Below are 23123 nucleotides of genomic sequence, written 5' to 3'. Positions count from 1 at the left end.
TCAGGACCTCCCCTTGGTTCGCGTAAGACGCTACCGGGCCACCACCGGCAAGGGTGATTTCGGCACGCTTGCCCGCCTACCTACTCGCGGGTAGCCTTACGCTCGGGTAGGCGGAACTGGAGGGAAGATGACCGAGATCGTGGGGCTGGCCGGCCGCGCGCTGGTCGACGCGCTGGAACGGATCGAGCCGGATTCCGCCGAAGCGCACTCTCTCGACGTCAACGAGGTCGCGGGCGCCATCGACCCGAAGGACCTCGGCAAGGACGACGTCCGGCGGCTGCTGACCGCCTTGGGGCGGCTCGCCGAGTCCGCGCCCGCCTTCGACCTCCGCAAGGTGGACCCGGCCCGCTTCGCGAACCTCGTCGCGCGCGCCTCGCGTACGCAACTCGAGAGCGTCGTCGCCGAACGGCCGCTCCGGGAACGGGTGCTGCGCGAGATCTTCGACCGCATGGGTGCCCACATCCGGCAGGACCGCGCGAAGGCGCTGCACGCCGTCGTGCACTGGCGGCTCTCCGGCGGCACCGGCGACGGCGGGTACGACCGCTACGAAACGGTGATCTCGCACGGCGAGTGCACGGTCAGTCGTGAGATGAAGGGGAAGCCGAGGGTGACGATCACGATCGCGCCCGTCGATTTCTTCCGGCTCATCACCCATCAGGCGACGCCCGCTGTGCTATTCGTCACCGGAAAGATCAAAGTAAAAGGTGACCTGGCGTTCGCGGCGGGATTGATCGGTTTCTTCGACCTTCCGAAACCGGCTTGAACCCGGTCGAGCGGATACACTTCCGTGCCGTGCCCCGAAATTCCCCGAACCGGCGCTGGCGGGACAAGGTACGCCTTTCCCGTCCGTCGAGGCCGCACAAAACGCGCACCGGTGGCGAGCACGTCGTCAACGCCTTCGCTGAGAAGCTCGAACTCGCCAAGCTGAGCCCCGAGCAGTTCACCCAGGTGCTGGAAACCCTGCACATGCTGGGTGAAACCGGTGCGGGCATCGAGCTGAGCTCGCTGGAGACCGAGGTTCTCGTCGACGTCGTGCAACGCGCGTCGCGGGAGCAGCTCAAGGCCATCGCCGACCATCCGGAACTGCGTTCGGCGTTCCTCGACGAGATTTTCCGCAGAATGTCGGATCATTTCGTTCCGGACCGCGCGCGGCATGTCGACTTCGTCGTCGCGTGGCGTTTTACCGACGGTGACGGAGAAGACGGTTTCGATCGTTTTCAGACGGTCATCGAAGACGGAGTCTGCGTTTCCAGCACCGATCTCGCACGCACTCCGGACACCACCATCACGCTGTCCGTCGACGACTTCATCCGGATGGCCACCGGCAACGCGGCGGTGGCGGCGATGTTCGTGACGGGCAAGGTGAAGGTCAAGGGCGAGTACGCGCCGGCCGTGCGGTTCAGCGGGTACTTCGACATCCCGAAGCCGAGCGGGGGCTAGCGTCCTGTTTCATCGAGGGTCCGCTGCCGCGTCCGGCGATAACGGACGTTCGGACTGCGCAGGTTCTTCTCTGTCGCCTCGATCAGGCCTTGGCGAAGAAGAACGCCGATCCACCGGGACACCGTCCGGTCAGGAAGACCTGTCTCCGCGACCAAATCGGCACGGCTCGCTTCCTTTTCGTCCAGCGCCGAAAGAATCTCCTCACGGCGATCGGCACGGCGTTGTTCCCGGACCGGGCCGTCGACAGACGCTGGAACAACGTCGTCGGCGAGGGTGTAGTGCGCGTATCGCCTTCCGCCGGCGGGGACGAGCAGACCGCGGGCGACCAGATCGCCGAGCTCATCGGTGGCGACACGAGAGTCGAGGTTGTTGGCGTTACGGTAAGCCTGATTGTTGAGCGTCTCGCCGTGGAACAACATCGCGAGACCATGGCATTGACTGTCGGTCAGTCCATGTTCGTGAAGGGACGCGATCCACTGGACGGCGCCGTCTCCCATCAGTGTGTGATTGGGGAACGTGGCTGAGAAAGTGGAGATGTCATCGGCGAACCGTGGTGGACTGAGCTTGGCGTCGCGCATGGCGGCCAGCATCGCCGGAATTCCGGAGCCGCGATTTTCGCAGATCGGACGGTCTGAGCCTGGTAGCGGTGTGTCTTCCAGGACCTTCAGCAAGGTCGCGTTGCGAGCCGAGGACGTGCCTTCCACGCCGAGATTTTCCTCGCGAACCGATCCGTAGAGGCCCCCGGGATTGCGAATGACGAGGCGGTCGGGATACATCTCGACCTGTACTTGAGTTCCCTGCGAGGGGCCGGAGTAGTCGCGATGGACCAAGGCGTTCACCACTGCCTCGCGTAGAGCCGTTTCGGGATATTCCCAAGTCTCGGCGCGCCCCGCGCCACGAATCGTGGATCGACGCTTCATGTTGCGACGGAGAGCGACCAGGGCTTCGTCGACGATCGCCGGGATCGGACCTTCGGCCGCGATGTTGTCGATGAACCTCGTCCCGCTTCGTGGGTCCGGTCCGGACTTGGTCGGATAGTGGACGAAGGTCAGCATGAGCTGAGGGAAGAACTCCTGCGGATACTCGCCCAACGACAGGAGCCCGGCCAACGACAACTCGTCTCCGACGAGAATCTTCGCGCGGCGCAACGCCGAGGTGTCGTCGAGGTTCGCAAAGGCTCTGCCGCGATGACGGCGGAGGCGGCTCAGGAAGGTGGCGGTCAGTGCTCCGTCGAGGTTCGCGACCGTGGTGCCGGGGACGGGCTGCTCGTCGTCTCGGGGTTGACCACGGTTCGCCAGCATCAACTGGACCTCGTAGGGACTCAGCTTCCGATCTCCATCGGCGACCCTGATGAAGCTGCCCTGTGTCATGCCGGTGCCGCGGTTGTACGCGGGTTTGCTGCCGGTGGGCAGTTCGGCGATCTCGGCCACTACCAGATCAGCGTCCTCGAAGCGGTGCGTCCCGATCAGCGGCCGGAGAGGGGGCTCCAGGTTCTCCGAACACATCGCGGCCAGATCCGCCTCCAGCTTCGCCGCGTCTCGGACGCCGGTCGCTTCGAAACCTTGGGTTTCGTCGAGGCCGAGGATCAGGACGCCGCCGTTGGTGTTGGCGAAGGCGGAGAGTGTCTCGCGGACACTCTTGGGCAGCTTCGTCTCTGCGCGTTTTGCCTCCACGAACGCATGATCACCGCCGAGTGCGCGGAGATTCGCGATGATCTCGATGAGTTCTTCGTGGAGCATGTCGCCGTCCTAGCTTCGCCACTAGCTTCGCCACTGGCAGTGTAGTGGCGAAGCTAGTGGCGAAGTCGAGCGGCGCCTAGCCCTCGACGATGCGGCCCTCGATCACCGGCGGCTGCTTCTTGGCGGCCTCGGCGGGCGGCGTGTCCACGACGACCTCGCTGTCCACGACCATCACCGGCCCGCGGGCGCGGTTCGCGAACTTGACCGCCCGGCGCGCCATCCGCTTCTGCCAGACCTTCCGCGCGACACTCCGCGTCGGCGGCAGGATGAACAGCAGGCCGATGACGTCGCTGACGAAACCGGGCAGCAGGATCAGCAGGCCGCCGAACCCGATCAGCATCCCGTCGGTGAGTTCCTTCTCCGCGTCGGCGGGACGGCCGAGCCGTGCGGACTCGGCGAACGCGCGGAAGGCGCGGCCGCCTTCGCGGCGCGCGAGCCAGGACCCGACGAACGCGCCGGCGAAGAGCAGCGCGATCGTGCCGAGGACGCCAACGGCCGAGCCCACCGCCCACACGGCGGCGATCTCGGCGACGACATAGAGCAGGAACGCGACAGCCATACTTGGACAACGTACGGCTTGCCCGTTTTGCTCCCAACCCCCGGTCAGCCGATCCGGCGCAGGAACTCCTCGGCCTCGCGTGGCCTGGTCAGCACGATCCGTCGCGCGTGGGCCCCCTGCTCCGCGATCCGCCGCACCGTCCGTTCTCGATGGTGCTTCGGCCAGCGCCAGACGTAGGAGTAGAACTCCAGGTCCAGCCTTTCGGGGCAACCGGACGCCTGCTTGTCCTGCCCGTACTCGCGCAGGCACCGGACCAGCACCCGCCGGAGGCAGACGCGGCGCGGGTAGTCGAGGAAGACGATCGTGTCGGCTCGCGGGAGCCGGAGATGCATCGACCCTCCGTAGTTGCCGTCGATCACCCAGGCATCGGACGCGATGACCTCCTGCTGGACGGCATGGAATTCGGCGTCCGGCGCCGGTGTCCACCCCGGCCGCCAGTAGAGCCGGTCGAGATGGGTGACCGGCAGGCCGAGCGCGGCGCCGAGCCGTCGCGAGAACGTCGACTTCCCGGCACCGCTGCAGCCGACGACCATGATGCGCCGCATGGTCAAGCCTCGTCGAGGTACGCGGCAGCCTGCAGGGTGAACAGCTCGGCGTAGCCCGCCTTCGCGGCCATCAGCTCGTCGTGCGTCCCGTATTCGGCGACCTTTCCGTGCTCCAGCAACAGAATCCGCTCCGCCTGCCGCACGGTGGAGAACCGGTGCGAGATGTACAGCGTCGTGCGTCCCTCCGAAAGCTCCCGCAGCCGCGAGAAGAGGTCGTGCTCGGCCTGCGCGTCCAGGGCGGAGGTGGGCTCGTCGAGGATCAGGATCGGTGCTTCCCGCAGGAACGCCCTGGCCAGCGCGATCTTCTGCCATTCGCCACCGGACAGGCTGACACCCTGGTCGAACCAGCGGCCGAGCGGCGTGTCGTAGCCGCTGGGCAGGCGCTCGATCCGTTCGTCGGCGCCGGCCCGGTTCGCCGACGTCTCGATCCGTTCCCGGTCGACGAGGTGCGTCAGGTCGCCGAGCCCGATGTTTTCGGCCGCGGTGCCTTGATACGTCACGTAGTCCTGGAACATCGCGCTGATCTGCCGTCGCAGTTCCACCGGGTCGTACTCGCGGATGTCGACGTCGTCGAGCAGGATCCGTCCACCGGTCGGGTCGTACAACCGGCACAGCAGTTTGAACAGGGTCGACTTCCCGGCGCCGTTACGGCCGACGACGGCGACCGTTTCCCCCGGCCGGATTTCGAAACTGACGCCGTCGAGGGCCGGGTCGGGCGCACCGGGATAGGTGAAGGACACCTCCTCGAACCGGATGTGACCCTCCACTGTGGACGGAAGAGGGCGCGGCTCCGGCGGTGCGACGATGTCCGGCTTCGTCCCGAGGAAGCGGTACAGCGTGTCGAGATAGAGATTGTTCTCGTACATCCCGGAAAACGCGGTGAACAACCCTTGGACCGATGTCTGCACCGATGCCGCGGCGGCCGTGTACAGCGCGAGATCGCCGAGGGTGAGCCTGCCGCCGACGGCCTCCAGCGCGATGTACAGCGCGATCGCGGATCCGGCGGCGGTGCTGAGCAGGCCCCAGGACGTCGAGCTGACACTGCGCTTGCGGGTCAGTGTCCGCTGCCGATCGTAGAACACCTGGCCGAGCCGCTGGAACCGGTCGACGAAGTACGGGCCGAGACCGAAAAGCTTGGTCTCCTTGGCATACGTGTCCGTGGTGACCAGGGAGTTCAGGTAGTCCATCCGCCGTTTCAGCGGCGACATCATCAGCGTCAGCCAGAACGCGCGGGCGCCGTACTTCGACTGTGAGATGAAGGCGGGGATCGGCGCCACGAGCGCGACGAGCGCCAGCAGCGGACTGATCGAGACGAGCAGCGCGATCATGCTGCCGAAAGTGATCACCGTCCGGATCAGGCCCAGCGCGGAGTTCATCATCGACAGCGGCCGCGTCGGCGCCTCCTGCGCGGCCTGGCGCAGCATGTCGTAGGACGCGGAACCCTCGAAGTACGAAAGGTGCAGTTTGCTCGCGTGGTCCATCACCTGGTGGCGGATGGTCAGCGTCATCCGTTCCTGCAGCAGTGACTGGCCGTAGGTGGTCAGCGCCTGCGAAACCGCGGTGAGCACGAGGATGCCGAACTGGAAGAGGGCGACACCGACGATCGCGCTCTTCGTCCCGTGCCCCTGGATCGCCGCGACCACGGAATCGATCAGCAGCTTCGCGATGTACGCGGTCGCCGTCGGGAGGAGACCGGAAAGCAGGGTCACCAGGGTGATCACGATGGTCAGCACCGGGCTCGCCTGCCACGTCAGCTTCGCGACCTTCGGCAGGCCGCGGACCGTACCCGCGATGTTGACCCACATGCGGTCGAGCCGGGATTTCAAGTCTTTCGGGAGGACCTCGGGCTCGGGCTCCGGGATGTCGACCGGGCCGGTCAGCCCGCTGTCGGGAACCGTCGACGGCGGGCGACGGCGCCTGCCGCCGCGCGCCACGAACAGCTCCAGTCCTCCACCGGGCGGGCCGATCACGCGGCCGCCAAGGCGCCGTTGAGGAACACGTCCACGAGCTCCATCGTGGTGGGCTCGTCACCGGTCTCACTGAACCGGATCCGGCCGCTGAACAGCAACGAAAGGAAGAGCGCCGCGGACTGCGCCGGCGGCAGGCGCAGCCGGTCCTTCTCCGGTTCGAACAGCTCGGCCATGGCGTCACGCATGACGTTCATCGACTCCTTCCGCCGGTCCCGGCGAGCGTCATGGCGATGCTCCGGCCGCTTGCCGGAGCCGTGCATGATCGCCATCAGCGCGCCCATGCGCTGGAGGTGTGCGCTGAGCGCGTCGGCGGCTTCGATGAGCCTGTCGTCGAGGGATTGGTCGAGGTCGATGACCGCGAGCGCGTCGAGCACCTGGTCGGGTTTCAGTGCTTCGGCGAAGCAGGTGGCGAACAGTTCGTCCTTGTCCTTGAACACGCGGAAGACCGTGCCTTCGCCGATGCCCGCGGCGCGCGCGATCTGGCTCGACGTGACACCGGGACCGTGTTCCACCAGCAAGGGCAGCACGGACTGGACGATCATCCGGCGCCGCTCGTCGGCACTCATCCCCGGCGCTCTCCGCCGGGCGGTGGTCTCTGTCATGCCTCCAACTTAACGGAGTGAGCACTCACTCCGTCAACCGATTAAAACAGAGGTCCGTGAAGGCCTCCTTCCCTACCCTGAGAGTAGGGAAGGAGGCCTTCACGGACCTTGGCTCAGTAGGTGATCGCGACCGCGGGGTCGGCCAGCAGCGCGCCGACGTCGGCCAGGAACTCCGAACCCTGCTGCCCGTCGACCACGCGGTGGTCGAAGCTCAGCGAAAGCTGGAGCACCTTGCGAACCTTGATCTCGCCGTCGACCACCCACGGGGTGTCCTTGATCGCGCCGAGGCACAGGATCGCGGATTCGCCGGGGTTGATGATCGGCGTCCCGGTGTCGACGCCGAAGACACCGACGTTGGTGATGGTGATCGTGCCGCCGAGCATGGCCGCCGGGGTGGTCTTGCCCTCGCGGGCGACGTCGGTCAGCTCGGTGAGCGCGATCGCGAGTTCCTTCAGCGACATCGAATCCGCGTCACGGACCTTGGGCACGACGAGCCCGCGCGGGGTGGCCGCGGCGATCCCGAGGTGCACGTAGTCCTTGTAGACGATCTCCTGCGTCGCCTCGTCCCACACCGCGTTGACGTCCGGAGTGCGCTTCGCCGCCAGGCAGACGGCCTTCGCCGCGAACGTCAGCGGGGTGACCTTGACCCCGGCGAACTCGCGCGACTTCTTGAGCTTCTCCCGGAACTCCATCATCGGCGTGACGTCGATGGTCAGGAACTCCGTGACATGCGGGGCGGTGTACGCGCTCTGCACCATCGCTGCGGCGGTCGCCTTGCGGACGCCCTTGATCGGGACTCGGCGTTCCCGGGTCGCCGGGTCGTAGCCACTGTCCACAACGGACGGAGCGGCGGCGGGAGCGGAACCGTTGGCGGCCGCCTGAACGTCGTCACGGGTGATGACGCCGCCGTCGGCGGAGCCGGTGAGCGCGTGCAGGTCGACGCCGAGGTCCTTGGCGAGTTTGCGTACCGGCGGCTTCGCCAGCGGCACGTACCCGCCCTTCGGCTTCGAAGGCTCGGCGGGAGCGGGCGCCACAGCCACCGGTGCGGCGGCAGGAGCGGCCGGAGCCGCGCCCTTACGCGCACGCCGCTGCGTGACGACGGCCTTGGAGCCGTAGCCGACCAGCGGCTTCATCTCCTCTTCCGCCGGCTCCTCCGCCACGGGCGCGGCGGTGGGTGCCGGGGCCGCCTTGCCGTCCGGGTCGACGTCGATGGTGAGGATCGGCGCGCCGACCTCCACCGTCTGGCCCGGTTCGACGAGCAGTTCGGTGACCACGCCGGCCCACGGGATGGGCAGTTCGACGGCGGCCTTCGCGGTCTCGACCTCGACGACGATCTGGTTCACCGTGACCTTGTCACCCGGCTTGACCTGCCAGGCGATGATGTCGGCCTCGGTCAGCCCCTCGGCCGTGTCGGCGAGGGGGAAGTGTTTGTACTCGGGCATTTCAGCGATTTCCCCCTTACCAGGCGAGTGAACGGTCGACGGTGTGCAGCACCCGGTCCAGGTCGGGGAGGTAGTGCTCCTCGAGTTTGGCCGGCGGGTACGGCGTGTCGAATCCGGTCACCCGCAGCACGGGGGCTTCCAGCGAGTAGAAGCATTCCTGCTGCACGCGCGCGGCGATCTCCGAGGTCAGCGACGACTCCGACGGCGCCTCGCTCAGCGCGATGAGCCGCCCGGTCTTGCGCACCGACTCGAACACCGGCTCCAGGTCGAGCGGGGACAGCGTCCGCAGGTCGATGACCTCCAGGGACTTGCCCTCGTCCTCGGCGGCGGCCGCCGCGTCGAGCGCGACCTTCACCGACGGGCCGTACGCGACGACGGTGGCCGTGGTGCCTTCGCGGACGACGCGGGACTTGAACAGCTCGTCCGGCGTGCCCTCCGTGTCGACCTCGGATTTCATCGCGCCCGAGTGGTACAGCTTCTTCGGCTCGAAGAACAGGATCGGGTCGTCGGACTTGATCGCCTGCTGGATGCCCCAGTAGGCGTCGACGGCGTTCGAAACCGACACGACCTTCAGGCCCGGGATGTGCGCGAACAGCGATTCGGGCGACTCCGAGTGGTGCTCGACCGCGCCGATGCCGCCACCGAACGGCACCCGGATCACGATGGGCATCTTGATCTTGCCCTGCGTCCGGTAGTGCAGCTTCGCGACCTGGCTGGAGATCTGGTCGAAGCCCGGGAAGATGAAGCCCTCGAACTGGATTTCGCACACCGGGCGGAAACCGCGGACGGCGAGGCCGACCGCGGTGCCGATAATGCCCGACTCCGCCAGCGGCGTGTCCAGGACGCGCTGCTCGCCGAAGTCCTTCTGCAGACCGTCGGTGATGCGGAAGACGCCGCCGAGCTTGCCGACGTCCTCACCCATGATCAGGACCTTGGGGTCCTCTTCCATGGCGCGCCGGAGGCCGAGGTTGATCGCCTTGCCGATGGTGAGTTTCTGGAGGTCGCTCATTTCAGTGTCCCTCCGCCCCGGCGAAACCGTCCAAGTAGGACAGGAACTCTTCGCGCTGCGCGTCCAGCAGCGGCGTGGACTCCGCGTACACGTTGGAGAAGATCCGCTCCGGTGGTGGTTCCGGCATGTTGAAGCAGTACTCGCGCAGCTCGGCCGCGAACGCGTCGGAATCGGCCTGCACCTGGTCGAAGAACGCCTGGTCGGCGCCGCCACCGCGGGCGAGGTACGCCCGGACGCGCTCGATCGGGTCCTTCAGCTTCCACTCCTCCAGCTCGTCGGAGAGCCGGTAGCGGGTGGGGTCGTCGGTGGTGGTGTGCGCGTCCATCCGGTAGGTGAACGCCTCGATCAGCACCGGTCCGTTGCCGTGGCGGCACTCCTCCAGCGCCCAGCGGGAAACCGCGAGGCAGGCGAGGACGTCGTTGCCGTCCACGCGGATGCCGGGGAAACCGTAGCCGCGGGCGCGCTGGTACAGCGGCAGACGCGACTGGCGCTCGGTCGGCTCCGAGATCGCCCACTGGTTGTTCTGGCAGAAGAACACGAGCGGCGCGTCGTAGACGGCGGCCCAGACGAAGCCTTCGTGGACGTCGCCCTGCGAAGTCGCTCCGTCACCGAAGTAACAGATGGTCGCTTCGCTGTCGTCGTCGCCGACCTTGCCTTCGAACTTCTGGCCCATCGCGTAACCGGCGGCGTTGAGCACCTGGTTGCCGATCACGATGGTGTACGGGTGGAAGCCGTGGGCCTTGTAGTCCCAGCCGCTGTGGTCGGTGCAGCGGAAGATGCCGAGCACCTCTTTGAGGTCGACGCCGCGGGCGTACGCGACACCGTGCTCGCGGTAGCTGGGGAACGCCATGTCCCCCTTCCGCAGCGCGCGGCCGGAGCCGATCTGCGCGGCCTCCTGCCCGAGCAGCGGCACCCAGATGCCGAGCTGGCCCTGGCGCTGCATCGCGTTGGCCTCGCGGTCCGCGCGGCGGACCAGGACCATGTCGCGATACAGGCCCTTGAGGGCTTCGGCGTCGATGTCGTCGACGTAGCGGTCGAATTGCGGCGAAGAGATCCGTTCGCCCTCGGGGGTGAGCAGCTGAGTCAGCTCAGCGCCACCTTCGCTCGTTGCTCGCAAACCGGCGATCACCTGTTCGGGGGAAGGCTGCGCCGCTACGGCGGCGGGACCATCTCCAGGCTCCGGGTGCGTCCAGTGTTCGGACGGCATGCGCTGCTCTCCTTGATGTCGGCGCCTCTGGCGGCCACTTGTGGCGGCCACAGTGACTGCGCCGGCGGGGACCAGCGCGTCGGATCTGAAGCGCTGGGTCACCGTCGGCGTTGACGGTTCGTGCGCACATCCTGGCATGCCGGACGCCGTTTTGGTCAGTGGCGGATGCTGATTTGTTGCTGAGAAAGGGTGCCTGATCAGGGAAAATGCTAGGAAGCCCGAGTGTGGGGCCGCCGAAAGTAGGGAATTCACCCGCGGGCCGACCAGCGGACGACGGACCCGGACGGGTGTCCTGGGCGGCTCGATCGATGACGATCCGTGCCCGCCGCTGTGATCCATCCCACTCCCCGGCACCCGTGGCAGGATGGCGGACGTGGAGCAGAAATCCGTACGCGAAACCGTGGTTTCGAACTGGACGAACGACGTCCTTCCCAGCCTGTCCGGCCTGGTGGCCATCCCCGCCTTGTCGCCGGCGTTCGACCCCGAGTGGGCGAAGACCGGTCACCTCGCCGCCGCCGTCGAGCACGTCCGCTCCTGGATCGCCGCCCGGGAGATCCCCGGCGCGACGCTCGAGGTCGTGGAGCTCGAAGGCCGCAGCCCGCTGCTGGTCGTCGACATCCCGGCGACGTCCGAAGCGGCCGAAAAGGGCACCGTGCTCATGTACGGGCACCTCGACAAGCAGCCGCCGGTCGGTGGCTGGTCCGAGGGGCTCGACCCGTGGACGCCGGTGATCCGCGACGGCAGGCTGTACGGCCGCGGCGCGGTCGACGACGGCTACTCCGGCTACGCGGCGACGACGGCGATCGAGGCCGTGCGCGCAGCCGGCGGCGAGCACTCACGCGCGGTCGTGCTGCTGGAGACCGGTGAGGAGTCCGGCAGTCCGGACCTGCCCGCCTACGTCGAGCACCTGAAGGAGAAGCTCGGCGAGGTCTCGCTGGTCGTCTGCCTCGACGCCGGCGGCACCGACTACAAGCGGCTGTGGCTGACCACCAGCCTGCGCGGCATGCTGCACGTCAACGTCACCGTGAAGGTGCTCGAGTCCGCGCAGCACTCCGGCATGGCCAGCGGCATCGTGGCGAGTTCGTTCCGCGTCCTGCGTGTCCTGCTCGACCGGATCGAGAACGCCGAGACCGGCGAGATCAAGCTCGCCGAGCTGAGCGTCGACATCCCGGAGAACCGCGTCGAGGACGCTCGCGGTGTCGTCGAGATCGCGCCCGGCGCGGCGAAGACGCTCTTCCCGGTGGTCGGCCGGACGGTGTCCGACGACGATCTGGAACTGCTGCTCAACAACTCGTGGCGGCCGACGCTGTCGGTGATCGGCGCGGAGGGCTTCCCGCTCCCGGCCGATGCGGGCAACGTGCTGCGCGACAGCACCACGCTCACCCTGAGCTTCCGCCTCCCGCCGACGGCCGACGCGAAGGCCGCGATGGAGGCGGTCCGCCGTGTCCTCACCACCGACGTGCCGTACGACGCTTCGGTCGAACTCGGCGACTTCCAGGCCGAAAACGGCTGGAACGCGCCGGACACCGCGCCGTGGCTCGACGACGCCCTGCACCACGTGAGCGGCGAGGTCTTCGGCGCGCCGCACAAGAGCTTCGGCATGGGCGGGTCGATCCCGTTCATGGGGCTGCTCGGCGAGAAGTACCCGGACGCGCAGTTCGTGGTCACCGGCGCCTGCGGGCCGGACTCGAACATCCACGTGCCGGACGAGTGGCTGAACATCGATTTCGCGCAGCGGGTCACCGAGGCGGTCGCGCACATCCTGGACGCGCACGCCCGGAGCTGATTCCTCCGTTCACGCTGCGATGAAAGGTCCTTTCCCAGCAGAATTTGCCAGGAAAGGACCTTTCATCGCACGCGCGGGAGGATCATGTTCGAAGGCTTCGAGCTCGAAAACGTCGACACCGGCGAAGTGACCTTCAGGGTCCGCCACGGCGGCTCGGGGCCGCCGCTTGTCCTCCTGCATGGACATCCCCGCACGCACACCACCTGGCACGCCGTCGCGCCTGAGCTGGCGGACGCGTTCACCGTCGTCTGCCCGGATCTCCCCGGCTACGGCCAGTCCTCGAAACCCGAGACCACCGAAGACCACTCCGCGCATTCGAAGCGCGCCATGGCCCGGCACATCGTCGCGCTCATGCGTCATCTCGGGCACGAGCGGTTCGCCGTCGTCGGACACGACCGCGGCAGCTATGTCGCCCACCGGCTGGCGATGGATCACCCTGAGGTGGTCACGCGGCTGGTCATCCTCGACGGTGTCCCCATCGGTGAGGCGCTCGCCCGCGCCGACGCCGGCTTCGCGCGGAAATGGTGGCACTGGTTCTTCTTCGGCCAGCTCGCGAAACCCGCCGAGCGCGTGATCAACGCCGACCCGGACGCTTGGTACGGCGGCGATCCCGAGGCGATGGGCGCGGAGAACCACGCCGACTTCCTGCGCGCGATCCACGATCCCGAGACCGTCCACGCGATGCTCGAGGACTACCGCGCCGGCCTCGGGCCCGACCGCGAAGCCGACGACGCGGACAAGGCGGCCGGGCGAAAACTCGCCTGCCCGCTGCTCATGCTGTGGTCCAGCCGCGACGACATGGCCGAGCTGTACGGCGACCCGATCGCGGTGTGGCGCGAATGGGCCGACGACGTCCGCGGCTTCGCCGTCGAGTCCGGGCACCACATGGCCGAGGACAACCCGGCCGACCTCGCGGCGGCGCTGCGGGAGTTCCTGGGCTAGGCGAACTTGTCCAGCGCCGCGGTCAGTTCCGTCAGCTGCGGCGTGAAGCGCTGGTACGAGAACGGCGTCTCGTTGTTCCACGGGATCAGCTTCCCGGCCTTCACCGCGGGCAGCTGGGCCCACGTCGGCACGCCGCCGAGCCCGTCCGGGCCGAGCGACAGCGAACCGCCGCGGTTGTCGTACATGATCACGTCGGCGGGGTACTTGCCGATGTTCTCCCAGCTGATCTGCTGGTAGTAACCGCCCTGGCTCTCGTCGGGCGCCTCCGGCGTGACGAAGTCCAGCCCCTTGCTCTGGTAGTGCTTCGAGGTCGCGAACTTCGGCGCGTTCGAGACGTACACGGCGTCCTTCTGCGCGGACACCAGAAGGATCTTCAGCCCGGCGGCCTTCTTGGCCGCTTCGGCGAGTGCGGCGTCGGCCTTCTCGTACTCTTCCTTCGCCGCTCGGATCGCCGGAGTCTCGGTGTCGGCGCCGAGCGCCTTCGCGAGCGCGATGAACTTCGCGATCCCCTCGGGCATCGAGATGTCCTGCAGCCGGACCCCGACGCTCGGCGCGGCCTTGTCGATCTTCTCCGTCTGCGTGTCCGGGACGTACCACATCTGGTCTTTCAGGTACATCACGCTGACCAGCAGTTGCGGGTCGAGCGAGACGAACTTGTCGAAGTTGAACTCGTTCCACACGTTCCCGAGCGAGGTCACCGCGTTCAGGTCGACGCCGCCCGCCTGCGGGTCCGGCTTGCCGTCGGCGAACTTGGAGGGGCCGAAGATGCCGACCGACTTCACGCCGAGATCCCACAGCGCCGCCGCGGCGGTCACCTGCGCGACGATCCGGGTCGGCCGCTCGCCTTCGAGCTTCCGCCCGCGGTCGTCGGTGAACGACCAGGTCGCACCCGCTCCCCGCGAGGGTGTCTCTTCCTGGTAGCCACAGGCGGTCAGGAGGCCGGTGGCGCCGAGCGCCGCGGTGCCGGCGAGGAAGCCGCGTCGGGAGAGGTGCATGGAGATCTTCTTTCACCGGGGGACCGAAGTTCGTCGTTAGGCTAGCCTTCCCTTATCGTGAACGCCATGGTCCAGCTCACGGAGCGCGTCAGATCACCCAGGACCGGCGTTTCCGTGAGAACGCTGGTCCTGGTGGGTTCCCTGGCGGCGCTCGCCGCCGTCGTCCTGCTGTCGATCGGCTTCGGCTCGAACCGCCTTTCCCTCGGCGAAGTACTGCACGCCCTCTTCGCTTACGACGGGAGCTACGCCGACGTCGTCGTCCGCGACGATCGACTGCCCCGCACGGTGCTCGGCGTCCTGGTGGGGATGGCGCTCGCGCTGGCGGGCTCGCTCATGCAGGCGATCACCCGCAACCCGGTCGCGGAACCCGGTCTGCTCGGCATCAACCACGGTGCCGCGGTCGCGATCGTGCTCGGCTCCGCGGTGTTCTCGGTGACTTCGCCCGGCGAGTACGTCTGGTTCGCCTTCGCCGGCGCGCTCGCCGGAACCGCGCTGGTCTCGGTGATCGGCGGGACGCGCGGCGCGACGAGCCCGCTGCGGCTGGTGCTGGCCGGGGTCGCCGTCCAGGCGGTGTTCGTCGGGATCAACCAGGGCATGCAGATGGTCGATACGCACAACCTGCAGGCCATGCGGTTCTGGCTGGTGGGTTCGCTGGTCAACCGGAACGCCGACCAGCTGTCCGTGCTGCTGCCGTTCTTCGTCGCGGGCGTGGTGATCGCGATCGTCCTGGCCCGCGCGCTGAACGCGCTGGCGCTGGGTGAGGACACGGCGCGCGGTCTCGGCGCGAATCCGGCGCTCGTCCGCGTCGCCGGCATGGTCGCCGTCGGGCTGCTGTCGGCGTCGGCCACCGCGGCCTGCGGGCCGATCGCCTTCGTCGGCCTGATGATCCCGCACGTCGTCCGGACGCTGATCGGCCAGGACGAACGCTGGGTGATGCTGATTTCGGCGCTGCTCGGGCCGGTACTGCTGCTCGGCTGCGACGTCCTCGGCCGTCTCCTCGGCTCCCCGGGAGAGATCCAGGTCGGCGTGATGACCGATGTCGTCGGCGGGATCGCGTTCGTGATCGTGGCCCGACGGCTGAAGGCGGTGCGCCGATGACCGCGCTCGTCCGTCGTGAGTCCGGTTTGGACAGACGATCGCTGGTCGTCGTCGCCGCGCTGGCCCTGGTGGTCCTGGCGCTCGTCGTGCTCTCGGTCGGCACCGGCGACTACGAGATGAGCCCAGGCGAGGTGCTCGCGACCCTGGCAGGCCAAGGGACGAAGGCCCAGTACCTGGTGGTCACGGGGCGGCTTCCGCGGGTGCTGGTCGCGATCCTCGTCGGTGCCGCGCTGGCGCTGGCCGGGGCGGTGTTCCAGACGATCACCCGCAATCCGCTCGGCAGCCCGGACATCATCGGCTTCACCACCGGTTCGGCGACCGGCGGTATCGCGACCCTGCTGCTCATCGGCTCCGGCCCTGGTCTCGTCTCGCTCGGCGCGCTGGTGGGCGGGCTGCTGACCGCGCTGGTCGTGATGGCGTTGTGCGCGCCGCACGGCCTGCTGAGTTCGCGGCTGGTGCTGCTCGGGATCGCCGTCAGCGCGGTGCTGGTGGGCGTGAACTCGTATCTGCTGGTGAAGGCGAACCTCGAAGCCGCTTCGCAGGCCGTCGGCTGGCTGGTCGGTGACCTCTCAGGCCGTGACTGGAGCTACTTCGTGCCGCTGGCGGTCGCGTTGGCGGTGTTCGCCCCGATCGTCTTCGCGAACGGCCGCGCGCTGCGCATGCTGGAGATGGGCGACGACACCGCCACGGGTATCGGCGTCGACGTCCGCCGGGTGCGGCGGACCTTGGTGCTGGTCGCGGTCGCGCTGGTCGCCGCCGCCACCGCGGCGACCGGGCCGCTGCCGTTCATCGCGCTCGCCGCGCCCCAGCTGGCGCGCCGGATGACGCGCCTGCCGGGGCCCAACCTGGCGGCGTCGGCCTTCGCCGGCGCGACGCTGGTCGTCGCGGCGGACTACCTCGGCCAGCGGCTGCTGGAGTCCTCGCTGCTGCCCGCGGGAGTGGTCGCGGCCGCCCTCGGCGGCGCGTACCTGCTTTGGCTGTTGCTGCGGCGCAGGGCCTAGGTCAGCCGGGTCAGCTGCACCGAGACGTCCAAAGTGGACTGGCCGCCACCGGTGAAGATGCCCTTGAGCGGTGGCACGTCGGCGTAGTCGCGGCCGTACGCGACCCAGACATGCCGCGGCCCGACCGGGATCGCGTTCGTCGGGTCGTAGGCCCACCAGCCCCCGGTCCAGACGTCGACCCAGGCGTGGCTCTCGCCTTCGACCGTCTCGCCGAGCTTCGCCTCCGGTTTCGTGTGCAGATACCCCGAGACGTACCGCGCCGGAACGCCGATCGCGCGCAGCATCACCAGCGTGACATGCGCGAAGTCCTGGCAGACCCCTTCGCGCGCACGCCACGCGTCGGTCGCCGTGCTGTGCACGCCGGTCGTCCCCGGCTGGTACTTGAGCTGCTGGTTGACCCAATCGCAGACCGCGAGCACGGCCTCCGCCGGGTCGAGCCCCTTCCGCAGTTCGCGCGCGACCTTCGTCAGCTCCGGGTCGCGGGGCGTGTACGGCGTCGGCGTCAGGTATTCGGTGCGGTGGTCGACGACGGTGTCGCCGCGAAGGTCCTTCCAAGTCGCAGAGCGGACCGGCTCGCCTTCGTCGGCGGTCTCGACCACCGACGTCGCGAGCACGGTGAACTCCGTGTGCGGCGCGTGAAGGTCGAACGACGTGACGACGGTGCCCCAGTAGTCCGTGTACCGATAGGCACGGGTCGCGGGCGTCGTCTCGACGCGGTTGACGACCGTCGTCTGCCGACGGTCGGATCGCGGGGTCAGCCGCGCCTCGTTGTACGACTGCGTGGCCGGCGTCGCGTACCGGTATCCGGTCCGGTGGGCCACCCGAAGCTGCCAGGTCACAGCGAAACCTCCGCACCGCTCCAGGCCACCCAAGGCGACGAATGGAAGTACTGCACCGAAACCGCGTCGCCGATGTCCTTGATCGAAGTCTGCAGGGCGCCGAGCCGTTTCGGCAGGTCCTCCAGCAGATCCGACGGCCGCAGGAACTCCAGCTCGCTGCGCGCGCGGCCGAGCTGCCGCAGCGCCTCGGACTTCTCGTTGGCACGCGAGTTGACGCCGGGGTCCAGCCGCTCCAGGCATTCCTCGGCCTGCCGCAGCGCGTGGAACACCGAACGCGGGAAGAGCGTGTCCCGCAACAGGAACTGCACGACCCGGGCGGCGTCGAGCGCGCCGCGATAGGTCCGCAGGTAGGTGTCCTGCGCGCCCGCCGAACGGAGCACGGTGATCCAGCCGGGTGACGACGCGCTGTCCTGGACCCGCGAAAGCAGCAGCCGCACCACCATGTCCGCGCGTTCGACCGACCGGCCGAGCACCATGAACAGCCAGCCGTCGTCGCGGCTCATCGTCGAATCGGCGAGCCCGGCGAACATCGCCGCGCGTTCCTCCACGAAGGACAGGAACGCGTGCGGCCCGGCCCGGCGCGCGTACCGCTGCCGGTCCGGCACCGCGTTCCACGTCGCGTTCAGGCATTCCCACAGCTCGGTCGAAACGACCTCGCGGGCGCCGCGCGTGTTCTCGCGGGCGGAGTTGATCGAACCGACGATCGACGCGGGATTGTCCTTGGCGTAGGCGACCAGTTCGGTCAGCTTCCACACGTCGAGCGAGTCCATGCCCTCGGGCGAGATGCCGAGGACGGCGAGCAGCTGACGGCTCGCGTGGTCCGGGTCGACGCTCGCGTCTTCGAGCAGCTGGTGTACGGAGACGTTGAGGATCCGGGAGGTGTCATCGGCGCGTTCGACGTACCGGCCGATCCAGTACAGCGATTCCGCGTTGCGGGCGAGCACATCAACCTCCCTTATGCCTGTTGCTGCTGCTGTTGCTGGGTGGTGGTCAGCTCGGGACCCTGTTCGGCGACCAGACCGTCCACTTGGGACAGTGCGCCGAGCGCGGGGCGTTCCAGCTCCCGCTCCGCCGTCGAGGACCGCGGCGCCAGCACCCAGGTGTCCTTGGAGCCACCGCCCTGCGACGAGTTGACCACCAGGCTGCCTTCCGGAAGCGCGACCCTGGTCAGCCCGCCCGGCAGCACGAAGATGTCCTTGCCGTCGTTGACCGCGAACGGGCGGAGGTCGACGTGCCGCGGCGCCAGCCGGTCGTCCACTTTGGACGGAACGGTGGACAGCTGGACCACCGGCTGCGCGATCCAGCCGCGTTTGTTCGCCCGGACCTTGCGTTTGAGCGCGGTCAGCTCCGCCTGCGTCGCGTCCGGGCCGAACACGATGCCGTAGCCGCCGGAGCCTTCGACCGGTTTGATCACCAGCTCGTCCATCCGCTGCATGACCTGGTCGAACTCGTCCGGCAGCCAGCACCGGAAGGTGTCCACGTTGGGCAGCAGCGGCTTCTCGTTGAGGTAGTACTTCACCATCTCGGGCACGTAGGTGTAGACGAGTTTGTCGTCGCCGACGCCGTTGCCCACCGCGTTCGCGACCACCACGTTGCCCGCGCGTGCCGCGTTGAGGATCCCGGCCACGCCGAGCACGGAATCCGGCCGGTAGTGCACCGGATCGAGGAACTCGTCGTCGATCCGCCGGTAGATGACGTCGACCTGCCGCTCACCCTCGGTGGTGCGCAGGTAGACGACGTTGTCACGGCAGAACATGTCGCGGCCTTCGACCAGCTCGACGCCCATCAGCCTGGCCAGCAGCGAATGCTCGAAGTACGCGGAGTTGTGCACGCCGGGCGTGAGCACCACGACCATCGGGTCGGCGACGTTCGCCGCGGCCGCGGCCCGCAGCGCGCGCAGCAGATGCGAGGCGTAATCGCCGACCGGGCGCACCCGGTGCTGGGCGAACAGGTCCGGGAACACGCGCGCCATCGTGCGGCGGTTCTCCATCACGTACGACACACCGGACGGGTTGCGGAGATTGTCCTCCAGTACCCGGAACGTGCCCTCCTCGTCACGCACCAGGTCCACGCCGGACACGTGGATGCGGACGCCGTTGGGCGGGTTGATCCCGAACGCCTCACGCTGGAAGTGCTCACACGAGGTGATCAGCCGTCGCGGGAGAACGCCGTCGCGCAGGATCTGGCGGTCGCCGTACACGTCGGCGAGAAACGCTTCGAGCGCGCGGACCCGTTGCGCCACACCACGTTCGAGTTTGCTCCATTCGGCGGTGGTGATCACGCGCGGCACCAGGTCGAGCGGGAACGGGCGTTCCTGGCCGGACAGCGAGAACGTGATGCCCTGGTCCACCATGGCCCGGTCGATCGCCGCCGAGCGGGACGAGAGATCGGCCGACGTCAGCGCGGAGATCGATTCGTACAGCGCCCGGTACGGCTGGCGGACCGTGCCGTCGGCGGTGAACATCTCGTCGTACGCGCCCGCGTGCGGCCGGGACGGCGAGAGATAGCCGTCGAACTGCGCCCCGGGTTTCGCCGCGCGCCGCGGCGACGTCGTCGTCCGTGGGCGGCGGCCCGCAGGTGGGAGCCGCGGCGCCGGGTTGTTGTTCATGGTCGCCATACTCGCTCACCCTGCCATGCCGGCGCGATACCTCATGCAACGCCCGTGACGGCCGAAACGGCGCTGTAACGTCGCAGTGCTGTGATTGCCGCCGGATGAGTGGCAATATGCGTGCTCTCGACACATGGGAACTACGAGGAGTGACGACGTGGCTCGATTCAAAGCGCTCGCCCTGATCCCGGCGCTCGCCCTGACCGCGGGTGCGCTGTCCGCGTGCGGCGAGGAAGGCGGAACCGCGGCCGGCGGCGTCCAGCTCGTCGCGTCCGGCAAGGTCACCACCTGCACGCACCTGCCCTACCAGCCCTTCCAGGTCAAGCAGGGCGACAAGATCGTCGGTTTCGACGTCGACCTGGTCGACCTGGTCGGCAAGAAGCTGGGTGTCGAGCAGAGCATCGTCGACATCGCCTTCGAAACCATCGAGTCCGGCGAAGCGATGAACACCGGGCAGTGCGACCTCGCCGCCGCGGGCATGACGATCACCGACGAGCGCAAGCAGAAGTTCGACTTCTCCGACCCGTACTTCGAGGCGACCCAGGCGCTGCTGGTCAAGACCGGTTCGCCGATCAAGGACCTGTCGAACGTCGCGGGCAAGAAGATCGGCGTCCAGTCGGCCACCACCGGCGCCAAGTACGCGGAGAAGGAGGCCAAGGGCGCCGAGATCGTCACCTTCGACGACCTGGCGCTGCTGGAGCAGGCCGTCAAGAACGGCACGGTCGACGCGGGCGTCAACGACAACGGCGTGCTCTACGACTTCGCGAAGACGAACCCGGACACGACGGTCGTCACCGAGTTCAAGACGAACGAGTTCTACGGCATCGGCGTGAAGAAGGGCAACAGCGCTCTCCTCGGCAAGATCAACGAGGTGCTCAAGGCGTCCGCGACGGACGGCTCGTACGCGCAGATCTACCAGAAGTGGTTCGGCAAGGCGCCGACCTGGCAGCCGGGCAGCCCGGCTGCCGGTTGATAGTCCGTCTCCCGTGGCCGGTGCCCAGCGCACCGGCCACGGGTTTGTCACCACTTGTTTGAGGAGAGAAATGGCTTTGAGCCGCCGCCAGCGACGTTCGGCGTTCCGGACCGGGCAATACGTCCTGCTGCTGGTGATCGTCATCGTGCTCGCGCTGCTGGCCGATTGGAGCAGGATCGGCAAGGCGTTCTTCGATCTCGAAGTCGCCGCCAAGCAGTTTCCGGACGTCATCACCGTCGCACTGAAGAACACCATCGTCTTCACCGCGCTGGGTTTCGCGCTCGGCCTCGGGCTGGGCCTGCTGCTCGCCCTGATGAGACTCTCCTCGGTCGGCCCGTACCGCTGGTTCGCGCGCGGGTACATCGAGTTCTTCCGCGGCCTGCCCGCGCTGCTCATCTTCCTCGCCGTCGGCATCGGTGTGCCGACAGCGTTCGACACGACCCTGCCGCGCAACGTCGCGATCATGCTGGCGCTGGGCATCGTGTCGTCCGCCTACATGGCGGAGACCATTCGAGCCGGTATCCAGGCGGTGCCGCGCGGGCAGGTCGAGGCCGCGCGTTCGCTCGGCATGTCGCCCGCCCGCACGATGATCACCGTCGTGATCCCGCAGGCGTTCCGGATCATCCTGCCGCCGCTGGCCAACGAGCTGATCATGCTGACGAAGGACTCTTCGCTGGCGTTCCTGCTCGGCACCACCCCGGCGCAGCAGGAACTCGCGCAGTTCAGCCGTCAGGCGCTGCTGGAGGCCAAGGGCCTGACCCCGATCGTCGTCGCCGGTCTGTGTTATCTGGTCATCACCATTCCGCTGTCGATCCTGCAGCAGCGGCTAGAGAAGAAATACGGAGCCGGCGTGTCCGGCGGAGGAACGGTATGAGCAGCCAGACGATCGTCGAGGTTTCGGGACTGCACAAGGCGTTCGGCGAACTCGAAGTGCTCAAGGGCATCGACCTGCACGTCGAGCGCGGCCAGGTCGTCTGCATCATCGGCCCGTCGGGCTCGGGCAAGTCGACGCTGTTGCGCTGCGTCAACCTCCTCGAGGAGCCGCAGCAGGGCAAGATCGTGGTCAACGGCAGCGAGATCACCGACCCGGACGTCGACATCGACGGCGCCCGCACGAAGATCGGCATGGTCTTCCAGTCGTTCAACCTCTTCTCGCACCTGAGCGTGCTCGAAAACCTCACCGTCGCGCAGCGCAAGGTGCTGAAGCGCGGCAAGGAAGAGGCGGAGCGCGTCGCGCGGGAGAACCTGGCGAAGGTCGGGCTGGCGGAGAAGGAATCCTCGCTGCCGACACAGCTTTCCGGCGGGCAGCAGCAGCGCGTCGCGATCGCCAGGGCGCTTTCGATGGACCCGGACGTCATGCTGTTCGACGAACCGACGTCCGCGCTCGACCCCGAACTGGTCGGCGACGTCCTCGCGGTCATGCGGCAGCTCGCGCAGGAGGGCATGACGATGCTCGTCGTCACGCACGAGATGCAGTTCGCCCGCGAGGTGGCCGACATCGTGCTGTTCATGGACGGCGGCGTCGTCGTCGAGCAGGGCTCGCCGGACCAGGTGATCGGGGACCCGCAGGAGGAGCGCACGAAGACGTTCCTCTCGCGGGTCCTGAACCCGAACCACCAGGGCTAACGCCCGCGAAGCTGCGACTCCAGCTGGACGACCTTCGAGACGATTTCGTGCGGCCCGGCGCCCATGAGGCTCACCCAGCCCTTGGCGTCCGGGCCGAACACGACGCGGCCCTGATCGGTGTCCATCCAGCCGGGTGGTCTCTCGACGCGTTTCCGGTTGCCGCCACCGTCACGGATGGCGACGTAAAGCCTGCCGAAGAAGGTGTGCGGCGACCGGATCCACTGGAGGATCTTCTTGGCGTCACGGATGCTCGGCCCGGTTCCGGTCAGCATTTCGCCCTTCATCAGGACCTGCAGATCGTCTTCCGAGCAGTTCAGGGACGGGGTGCGCGCGGCGGGGGCCTCGGGGAGCAGAGCGGTGAAATCCTGCGCCAGTGTGTCCGGCCGCGTCGGCGTCAGGTAGACGACCTTGTCGACCAAGACCACCGTGACCGCTTCCCGGCCACTCCCCGCGGCGCGAACGGTCCGCTCACGACCTTCGGACTTCACCCACGAGTAGTACTCCACCGCCGGCCGCTGCAGAAAACGCAGCGTGTCGAGGAATTCGTCGTCGATCCGGCCGCGGGTGAGCAGCCCCTGTCCGTCCAATTCGGACTGAGCGGTGGCCGCGAGCTCGCGACGTTCCTCGGGTAGATACCACTGCGCGCCGCGGACGAGCGTCGGATGGATGTCGCCGAGATTGTGTTGGTCCAGCAGGGTTTCGTAGGTCTGGAGCGTCAGCTCGACGGGTTTCCGCAGCACGA

The 23123-nt window shown here is 67.9% G+C and carries 22 protein-coding genes; 9 read left to right on the top strand and 13 right to left on the bottom strand.

Translation table 11 applies throughout. From position 1 onward, the window contains the following. The first annotated feature begins 127 nt into the window (after positions 1-127). Positions 128-763 (top strand): SCP2 sterol-binding domain-containing protein, encoded by a 636-nt coding sequence (locus tag ACZ3HL_RS14820; RefSeq protein ID WP_465531373.1) that lies wholly within the window; start codon positions 128-130, stop codon positions 761-763. 29 nt (positions 764-792) lie between these two features. Beyond that, positions 793-1440: an SCP2 sterol-binding domain-containing protein gene (locus ACZ3HL_RS14815; protein ID WP_465531371.1), complete on the top strand. Its 648-nt coding sequence runs from the start codon at positions 793-795 to the stop codon at positions 1438-1440. Here ACZ3HL_RS14815 and ACZ3HL_RS14810 read toward each other — a convergent pair. From ACZ3HL_RS14810 to pdhA, 8 genes are all read right to left on the bottom strand, one after another. Further along, complete coding sequence (locus ACZ3HL_RS14810) at positions 1437-3179, bottom strand: ATP-binding protein (RefSeq protein WP_465531369.1); 1743 nt, start codon at positions 3177-3179, stop codon at positions 1437-1439. The two genes, ACZ3HL_RS14815 and ACZ3HL_RS14810, sit on opposite strands and share 4 nt — an antisense overlap. 76 nt (positions 3180-3255) lie before the next feature. Further along, positions 3256-3738, bottom strand: a complete 483-nt coding sequence (locus tag ACZ3HL_RS14805; protein ID WP_465531367.1) for an FxsA family protein — start codon at positions 3736-3738, stop codon at positions 3256-3258. Positions 3739-3782: 44 nt separating this feature from the next. Beyond that, positions 3783-4283: a P-loop NTPase family protein gene (locus ACZ3HL_RS14800; protein WP_465531365.1), complete on the bottom strand. Its 501-nt coding sequence runs from the start codon at positions 4281-4283 to the stop codon at positions 3783-3785. Between the two features lie 2 nt (positions 4284-4285). Continuing rightward, positions 4286-6229, bottom strand: coding sequence for an ABC transporter ATP-binding protein (locus tag ACZ3HL_RS14795; RefSeq protein WP_465531633.1), 1944 nt, complete (start codon positions 6227-6229; stop codon positions 4286-4288). A 20-nt stretch (positions 6230-6249) separates the two neighbouring features. After that, the gene (locus tag ACZ3HL_RS14790; RefSeq protein WP_465531631.1) at positions 6250-6819 is read right to left on the bottom strand and encodes a TetR/AcrR family transcriptional regulator; all 570 of its coding nucleotides are present in this window, start codon (positions 6817-6819) and stop codon (positions 6250-6252) included. Between the two features lie 149 nt (positions 6820-6968). Then, complete coding sequence (locus ACZ3HL_RS14785) at positions 6969-8297, bottom strand: dihydrolipoamide acetyltransferase family protein (RefSeq protein WP_465531363.1); 1329 nt, start codon at positions 8295-8297, stop codon at positions 6969-6971. Between the two features lie 16 nt (positions 8298-8313). Beyond that, on the bottom strand, positions 8314-9306 hold the full coding sequence (locus tag ACZ3HL_RS14780; RefSeq protein WP_219147036.1) for an alpha-ketoacid dehydrogenase subunit beta: 993 nt from the start codon (positions 9304-9306) through the stop codon (positions 8314-8316). Between the two features lies 1 nt (position 9307). Beyond that, complete coding sequence (gene pdhA, locus ACZ3HL_RS14775) at positions 9308-10513, bottom strand: pyruvate dehydrogenase (acetyl-transferring) E1 component subunit alpha (RefSeq protein ID WP_465435478.1); 1206 nt, start codon at positions 10511-10513, stop codon at positions 9308-9310. A 373-nt stretch (positions 10514-10886) separates the two neighbouring features. On the opposite strand from pdhA, the gene ACZ3HL_RS14770 reads away from it, so the two are divergent. Together ACZ3HL_RS14770 and ACZ3HL_RS14765 are read left to right on the top strand one after the other, a co-directional pair. Next, positions 10887-12299, top strand: coding sequence for a M20/M25/M40 family metallo-hydrolase (locus ACZ3HL_RS14770; RefSeq protein ID WP_257483456.1), 1413 nt, complete (start codon positions 10887-10889; stop codon positions 12297-12299). Positions 12300-12383: 84 nt separating this feature from the next. Then, positions 12384-13241, top strand: a complete 858-nt coding sequence (locus tag ACZ3HL_RS14765) for an alpha/beta fold hydrolase (protein WP_465531361.1) — start codon at positions 12384-12386, stop codon at positions 13239-13241. Here ACZ3HL_RS14765 and ACZ3HL_RS14760 read toward each other — a convergent pair. After that, positions 13238-14236 carry an ABC transporter substrate-binding protein gene (locus ACZ3HL_RS14760; protein WP_465531359.1) on the bottom strand — a complete coding sequence of 333 codons (999 nt, stop codon included), beginning with the start codon at positions 14234-14236 and terminating at the stop codon, positions 13238-13240. The genes ACZ3HL_RS14765 and ACZ3HL_RS14760 overlap by 4 nt on opposite strands. 114 nt (positions 14237-14350) lie before the next feature. Between ACZ3HL_RS14760 and ACZ3HL_RS14755 the strand changes: the two genes are divergently transcribed. Beyond that, the gene (locus ACZ3HL_RS14755) at positions 14351-15334 is read left to right on the top strand and encodes a FecCD family ABC transporter permease (protein WP_465531357.1); all 984 of its coding nucleotides are present in this window, start codon (positions 14351-14353) and stop codon (positions 15332-15334) included. Continuing rightward, a complete protein-coding gene (locus ACZ3HL_RS14750; protein WP_465531355.1) occupies positions 15331-16335 on the top strand; it encodes a FecCD family ABC transporter permease in 1005 nt (334 codons plus the stop codon). Before ACZ3HL_RS14755 ends, ACZ3HL_RS14750 begins: the two co-directional genes overlap by 4 nt. On the opposite strand, the gene ACZ3HL_RS14745 is transcribed toward ACZ3HL_RS14750, so the two are convergent. The 3 genes from ACZ3HL_RS14745 to ACZ3HL_RS14735 are packed head-to-tail and all read right to left on the bottom strand — an operon-like array spanning position 16332 to position 19791. After that, entirely contained in the window at positions 16332-17174 is an 843-nt protein-coding gene (locus tag ACZ3HL_RS14745) for a transglutaminase family protein (RefSeq protein WP_465531353.1), read from the bottom strand. The genes ACZ3HL_RS14750 and ACZ3HL_RS14745 overlap by 4 nt on opposite strands. Continuing rightward, positions 17171-18118 carry an alpha-E domain-containing protein gene (locus ACZ3HL_RS14740; RefSeq protein WP_465531351.1) on the bottom strand — a complete coding sequence of 316 codons (948 nt, stop codon included), beginning with the start codon at positions 18116-18118 and terminating at the stop codon, positions 17171-17173. The genes ACZ3HL_RS14745 and ACZ3HL_RS14740 overlap by 4 nt, the downstream gene beginning before the upstream one ends. 11 nt (positions 18119-18129) lie before the next feature. Next, a complete protein-coding gene (locus ACZ3HL_RS14735) occupies positions 18130-19791 on the bottom strand; it encodes a circularly permuted type 2 ATP-grasp protein (RefSeq protein WP_465421383.1) in 1662 nt (553 codons plus the stop codon). Positions 19792-19939: 148 nt separating this feature from the next. Here ACZ3HL_RS14735 and ACZ3HL_RS14730 point away from each other — a divergent pair, with 148 nt between their 5' ends. The 3 genes from ACZ3HL_RS14730 (at position 19940) to ACZ3HL_RS14720 (ending at position 22381) form a co-directional block, all read left to right on the top strand. Further along, positions 19940-20755 (top strand): basic amino acid ABC transporter substrate-binding protein, encoded by an 816-nt coding sequence (locus ACZ3HL_RS14730; protein ID WP_465421385.1) that lies wholly within the window; start codon positions 19940-19942, stop codon positions 20753-20755. Between the two features lie 70 nt (positions 20756-20825). Next, complete coding sequence (locus ACZ3HL_RS14725) at positions 20826-21629, top strand: amino acid ABC transporter permease (RefSeq protein WP_465421387.1); 804 nt, start codon at positions 20826-20828, stop codon at positions 21627-21629. Further along, on the top strand, positions 21626-22381 hold the full coding sequence (locus ACZ3HL_RS14720) for an amino acid ABC transporter ATP-binding protein (protein WP_465421389.1): 756 nt from the start codon (positions 21626-21628) through the stop codon (positions 22379-22381). Before ACZ3HL_RS14725 ends, ACZ3HL_RS14720 begins: the two co-directional genes overlap by 4 nt. Here the strand turns inward: ACZ3HL_RS14720 and ACZ3HL_RS14715 are convergent. Further along, positions 22378-23121: an ESX secretion-associated protein EspG gene (locus ACZ3HL_RS14715; RefSeq protein WP_465531349.1), complete on the bottom strand. Its 744-nt coding sequence runs from the start codon at positions 23119-23121 to the stop codon at positions 22378-22380. The genes ACZ3HL_RS14720 and ACZ3HL_RS14715 overlap by 4 nt on opposite strands. Between the last annotated feature and the right edge of the window lie 2 nt (positions 23122-23123).

This window comes from Amycolatopsis sp. NPDC000009, from assembly GCF_055563465.1.
This window is presented reverse-complemented; position numbering and strand designations above follow the sequence as displayed.

What these genes read in the sequence shown, in the direction of transcription:
- ACZ3HL_RS14800 (WP_465531365.1), bottom strand. Translation starts at nt 4,283, where the DNA reads ATGCGGCGCATCATGGTCGTCGGCTGCAGCGGTGCCGGGAAGTCGACG.
- ACZ3HL_RS14780 (WP_219147036.1), bottom strand. Translation starts at nt 9,306, where the DNA reads ATGAGCGACCTCCAGAAACTCACCATCGGCAAGGCGATCAACCTCGGC.
- pdhA (WP_465435478.1), bottom strand. Translation starts at nt 10,513, where the DNA reads ATGCCGTCCGAACACTGGACGCACCCGGAGCCTGGAGATGGTCCCGCC.
- ACZ3HL_RS14810 (WP_465531369.1), bottom strand. Translation starts at nt 3,179, where the DNA reads ATGCTCCACGAAGAACTCATCGAGATCATCGCGAATCTCCGCGCACTC.
- ACZ3HL_RS14765 (WP_465531361.1), top strand. Translation starts at nt 12,384, where the DNA reads ATGTTCGAAGGCTTCGAGCTCGAAAACGTCGACACCGGCGAAGTGACC.
- ACZ3HL_RS14805 (WP_465531367.1), bottom strand. Translation starts at nt 3,738, where the DNA reads ATGGCTGTCGCGTTCCTGCTCTATGTCGTCGCCGAGATCGCCGCCGTG.
- ACZ3HL_RS14750 (WP_465531355.1), top strand. Translation starts at nt 15,331, where the DNA reads ATGACCGCGCTCGTCCGTCGTGAGTCCGGTTTGGACAGACGATCGCTG.
- ACZ3HL_RS14725 (WP_465421387.1), top strand. Translation starts at nt 20,826, where the DNA reads ATGGCTTTGAGCCGCCGCCAGCGACGTTCGGCGTTCCGGACCGGGCAA.
- ACZ3HL_RS14760 (WP_465531359.1), bottom strand. Translation starts at nt 14,236, where the DNA reads ATGCACCTCTCCCGACGCGGCTTCCTCGCCGGCACCGCGGCGCTCGGC.
- ACZ3HL_RS14790 (WP_465531631.1), bottom strand. Translation starts at nt 6,819, where the DNA reads ATGAGTGCCGACGAGCGGCGCCGGATGATCGTCCAGTCCGTGCTGCCC.
- ACZ3HL_RS14785 (WP_465531363.1), bottom strand. Translation starts at nt 8,297, where the DNA reads ATGCCCGAGTACAAACACTTCCCCCTCGCCGACACGGCCGAGGGGCTG.
- ACZ3HL_RS14820 (WP_465531373.1), top strand. Translation starts at nt 128, where the DNA reads ATGACCGAGATCGTGGGGCTGGCCGGCCGCGCGCTGGTCGACGCGCTG.
- ACZ3HL_RS14720 (WP_465421389.1), top strand. Translation starts at nt 21,626, where the DNA reads ATGAGCAGCCAGACGATCGTCGAGGTTTCGGGACTGCACAAGGCGTTC.
- ACZ3HL_RS14735 (WP_465421383.1), bottom strand. Translation starts at nt 19,791, where the DNA reads ATGGCGACCATGAACAACAACCCGGCGCCGCGGCTCCCACCTGCGGGC.